This window comes from Mesorhizobium sp. M2A.F.Ca.ET.037.01.1.1, from assembly GCF_003998075.1.
In the GTDB taxonomy this organism is placed as follows: Bacteria; Pseudomonadota; Alphaproteobacteria; order Rhizobiales; family Rhizobiaceae; genus Mesorhizobium.
In genome coordinates this window covers 1-3,722 of the sequence record NZ_RZSA01000688.1, presented here as the reverse complement: position 1 = coordinate 3,722, position 3,722 = coordinate 1, and the positions used below count along the sequence as shown (strand labels likewise).

Here is a 3,722-nt window from a genome sequence, read left to right as displayed (position 1 = left end):
CACGGCCGAAGCCGGAGTCGCGCAAGGCCGTCGGTTGATTGGAAACCAACTCCCGGTCCAGCCAGGTGGCGCCGTCGAAGCCGACCTGCTTGTCCAGCGGTATAGAAGAGAGCCTCTCAATGACGACAGGCTCGGCCCTCGCCCGCTGGCGCTCATAGTCGGCGACCCGATCGAGATGATCCGGCGCGATGATCCAGGTTCCGTCCGGCTGGCGCTCCAAGCCTCCGGTGGCTCGCCGGATCGCTTCCAGCCGCCGCACATGCGTCTCGGCAAAGCGTTCGGTGGCGGAAGGATCGAGCCTCAGATGAATATCGACATTGTAGCGCCCGCCATTCGCCGCTGCGATGTCCGCGATCGTGCGGTCGACCCGTCTGGGCTCGTTGTTCCGCGACGTGATACGGACAATGCAGCCGTCATGCGTAGGCTCCGTCGCCTCGCCTTTGCCGATGTCGATGTAGTGGCTTTTGCCGTCCAGGCCGTCGACGATGAGGTAATGCCGATCTTGGATTTCGTCTGCCAGTCCACGAGCAACAACGCGGCCGACAACAGGCTCGGTATTCTGTTCTGCATCGTGGACAACATAATCAGCGGCACTGCGCGCGATTCCCTTGCTGGTCAGTTCGCGATGCATGGTCTTGATGATATCGCCGCGCTCGCCCAAGCGACGCAGCGTTGCTTCGAGCTCATCGTCCAGGCGCCACCGCCCCGGAACGACCTCTTCGGCCAATCCCATTCGCTCCAGCTTGCGTAAGCGGCCCTGATGCAGCGTGTGGCGAAACACGTCGCGGCCATCCGGCGAGACAAGTCCGTGGTTGTCGCGCTTTTGTAGAAGCCGCCGGTCGATGCCGGTGAAGCGCTCCTGCTCCATCTCCTGTAGCAGGCGCTGCTCGATCTCGTGGTCGGTGCGCGGGCCGAGGTCGAGGCTCACCAGTTCCGCCGCCCGCTCGCGCAGGCCAGCTGATATGTAGTCGCGCGCGATAACAAGGTTCTCGCCGCGATCATCCTTGCCGCGGACCATGATGTGGGTGTGAGGATGGCCAGTGTTGAAATGATCGACGGCAACCCAATCGAGCTTGGTGCCGAGATCTTCTTCCATCTGCACCATAAGGCGCCGGGTCAGTGGCTTGAGGTCGTCATATGCAATGCCGTCTTCGGCGGCGACGATGAAGCGGAACTGATGCCGATCGCCCTCCGCCCGATCGATGAAGTCCTTGCCCTCGACCCGGTCACTGTCAGGACCGTAGAGCTCGCCGGGCTCGCCTTGCCGGGTGACGCCGTCGCGCTGGAGATATCGCAGATGCGCACGCGCTCCGTCCGAACCCTTGCCGGCCAGCTTGACGAGCCGTGCCTTGACTACAACCCGTTGCTGCCGGTAGGCGGCGTAGCGGTCGCGTGATTTCAGCAGCACGGCAGCCGCTCCGCCTCGTCCAATTCGACTTCCGGTGAAGCGGCCACCGCGCCGAGACTGGCCGCCGGCTCGGTTGATTGCTGCCCGGAGCTGGCCGGCGAAACGTTTTCCTGCCTTCGAGCCGCGCGACCCGATTTTGCCAAGCTTTGGCCTGAACTCGTCGTCCGTCATGCAAGCCTCCCGAAACGCTTTAGCAACATCAGCGGCTTGCGGGTCACAGCCTCCTGGTGCCGCAGGCAGCCTCCTGGGAAAATGATGTGCAGACAAAGACTTGACCGCCTTGTAGAGGCGGTGTCTTTATCTTGCCTTCCGCGAATCCCTCGTTCTACCCCGCAGCAACCGCATGGCACGCCCGCTCTCACCTGCTGACCGGCCGCTCTGATCCTGCTTGCTCCGGTCCAAGCGGCACCAGAATTCCGCCGGTCGAACCGCTCGCGGAAACGCCATTCTTCAGGAAAAACAACTCGCGCCCGGAGGAGATTTTCGACGCTTTCTCACCACGGAATTTCGCCTTGAACTCGTCCATCTCCGCGGCCGAAACACCGGCCGCAGTGAGCTTTCTGAGATAATCGACGGTCTCGGACGGCAGCGGTCGTCCGCGCTGCAAATGGTCGTCGTATCGCTCCGGTCCGGCGTTGTAGGCAGCGAAGAGGCCAGGGAATCCGAAGCGGTCATACATGGCGCGAAGGTAGGCGGTTCCCGCCAGGATATTGTCGCGCGGATTGTAGGGATCGGCGCCCAGACCGTGCTCGACGCGCATGTCACGATAGGTTTTGGGCATCACTTGCATGAGGCCCATGGCGCCGGCGCGCGAGGTAATCGGTCGCCCATCGAGCACGGTTCTGCCGCTGCTCTCCGCGTCCATGACGGCATATATCCAGCTTTCGGGAACACGGAAACGTTGGCTTGCTTCCGCTACGAACTGCTGCCATTTTCCAAGCTGCGGACTTAGGGAGATAGCGACCGGCTCAGCGCCGGTCGAGGCGGAACAGGCGCATGGCGTGACAGCGATCATGCCAAGCATCAGCAGGGTCACTCGGTCCATAGCGGCTCGAGCCTCCCGATGATTTTTTTGGTCGGAACCGGCCCGAAATATCGACTGTCGAAAGAACGAGTCGCCGCGCCATTAAGCAGGAAGACCTCGTTGCCCGAGAGCGCGCGGCAATCGTTCCACCACGGCATCGTACGGCCCCGCGTGTCGGTCGCGAGGCGACGCGCGACGATCTTGCCGGCGATGATGATCGCCTCATTGAAGGCGCAGACATGCTCGCCTGACAGCGCAACAACGCGCTTCACCAGCGGCACATTGCGGGGCAGATAGCCGCGTTGAGCAGCAAGATCGGCGATGAAGTCCGGGGTGCGGGCAAGCACCAAATCGCCACGCGCTGGGTCTCCAGCGAGGACGCGATAGAGGCCAACCGGCGCACTTGCCGAGGCGTTCCAAACGAGCCAGGGCGAAGGTTTGGCGAAGACGGAAAGGCCGATTAGCGCTAGGCCAATCGCAGTGCTGACGATCACCTTGCGTGCCCGAATTCGGCGCAACCCGTTGCCAATAAGATGGATGGAGGCCTGCCGGCTCATGAGCGGCCTCCCTCATCTGAAACGGTCTCGTTCTGGCGGCCTTTCGACCACTCGTCGAGCTCGTCTATGTGGTAGCGGACGAAGCGGCCGTGCTTGCGGAACTTTGGGCCGTGGCCCTTGATCCGCATCTTTTCCAACGTCCGTTGGGAAAGGCCGATATAGAAGGCAGCCTGCGCCGTGTTGAGGAACGGACTGCCCTTTTTGGCGCGAGCAGCGCGTTCGTTTTCGTCGTCCATGATGATCCTCGTTTCGCCGATGGAAGGCGGGAGCGAGGATCAGCGAGCGAGAGCGCTTGCGGGACGGGCGAAGAGTCGGTCAGGAGTTTTCGCCGCTCCTTGGGCGGGCTCTGTTCGGGCTGGAACCCGGTCTGGTCGAGAGCCCCCGCGCCGGGGCGCGAGGGCTTTTGGCCTTGGGCCGATCAGTCGGCCGGGTTCCAGATGATGGCGTAGGTCTCGTCATCGTCCTGGCCGGCTGCGCGGCCGAGATTGGCGTAGAGTTTTCGTGGTCCGAACTCGGGTGCTGCGATCGACAGGCTCACATAGTCCTTGCCGGAAGCCTCGCCGGTCCTGACCCAGCCGGCGCCGACTTCGACCCCTTGCGTGAGCACCCGGAAGTCGGGCTGGCTGTCGGCGCTCTTGGCCTGATTGGGCACGATGGCGATGTCGGCGCGGACGCTGAGCGTTTTGAGCTGGCCCTTGTAGCTGCCGTTCTCCTGCTTGGTGACGTATCCGAT

5 protein-coding genes are annotated in these 3,722 nt (G+C 62.9%); all 5 read right to left on the bottom strand.

Features of this window, described 5'->3' with window-relative positions; genetic code table 11:
• A partial coding sequence (locus EOA27_RS27020; RefSeq protein WP_127257698.1) for a VirD2 family relaxase/mobilization nuclease occupies positions 1 to 1,579 on the bottom strand: 1,579 nt, incomplete at its 3' end.
• A gap of 187 nt (positions 1,580 to 1,766) precedes the next feature.
• Positions 1,767 to 2,453, bottom strand: coding sequence for a lytic transglycosylase domain-containing protein (locus tag EOA27_RS27015; protein WP_127257696.1), 687 nt, complete (start codon positions 2,451 to 2,453; stop codon positions 1,767 to 1,769).
• On the bottom strand, positions 2,441 to 2,989 hold the full coding sequence (traF, locus tag EOA27_RS27010) for a conjugative transfer signal peptidase TraF (RefSeq protein ID WP_127257694.1): 549 nt from the start codon (positions 2,987 to 2,989) through the stop codon (positions 2,441 to 2,443). The genes EOA27_RS27015 and traF overlap by 13 nt, the downstream gene beginning before the upstream one ends.
• Positions 2,986 to 3,225 (bottom strand): helix-turn-helix domain-containing protein, encoded by a 240-nt coding sequence (locus EOA27_RS27005; protein ID WP_126079632.1) that lies wholly within the window; start codon positions 3,223 to 3,225, stop codon positions 2,986 to 2,988. Before EOA27_RS27005 ends, traF begins: the two co-directional genes overlap by 4 nt.
• Positions 3,226 to 3,407: 182 nt before the next feature.
• On the bottom strand, positions 3,408 to 3,722 hold a 315-nt coding region (locus EOA27_RS27000), incomplete at its 5' end, for a DUF736 family protein (protein ID WP_245491169.1).

Coding starts and splice junctions, on each gene's coding strand:
- EOA27_RS27015 (WP_127257696.1), bottom strand. CDS start 2,453: ATGGACCGAGTGACCCTGCTGATGCTTGGCATGATCGCTGTCACGCCA.
- traF (WP_127257694.1), bottom strand. CDS start 2,989: ATGAGCCGGCAGGCCTCCATCCATCTTATTGGCAACGGGTTGCGCCGA.
- EOA27_RS27005 (WP_126079632.1), bottom strand. CDS start 3,225: ATGGACGACGAAAACGAACGCGCTGCTCGCGCCAAAAAGGGCAGTCCG.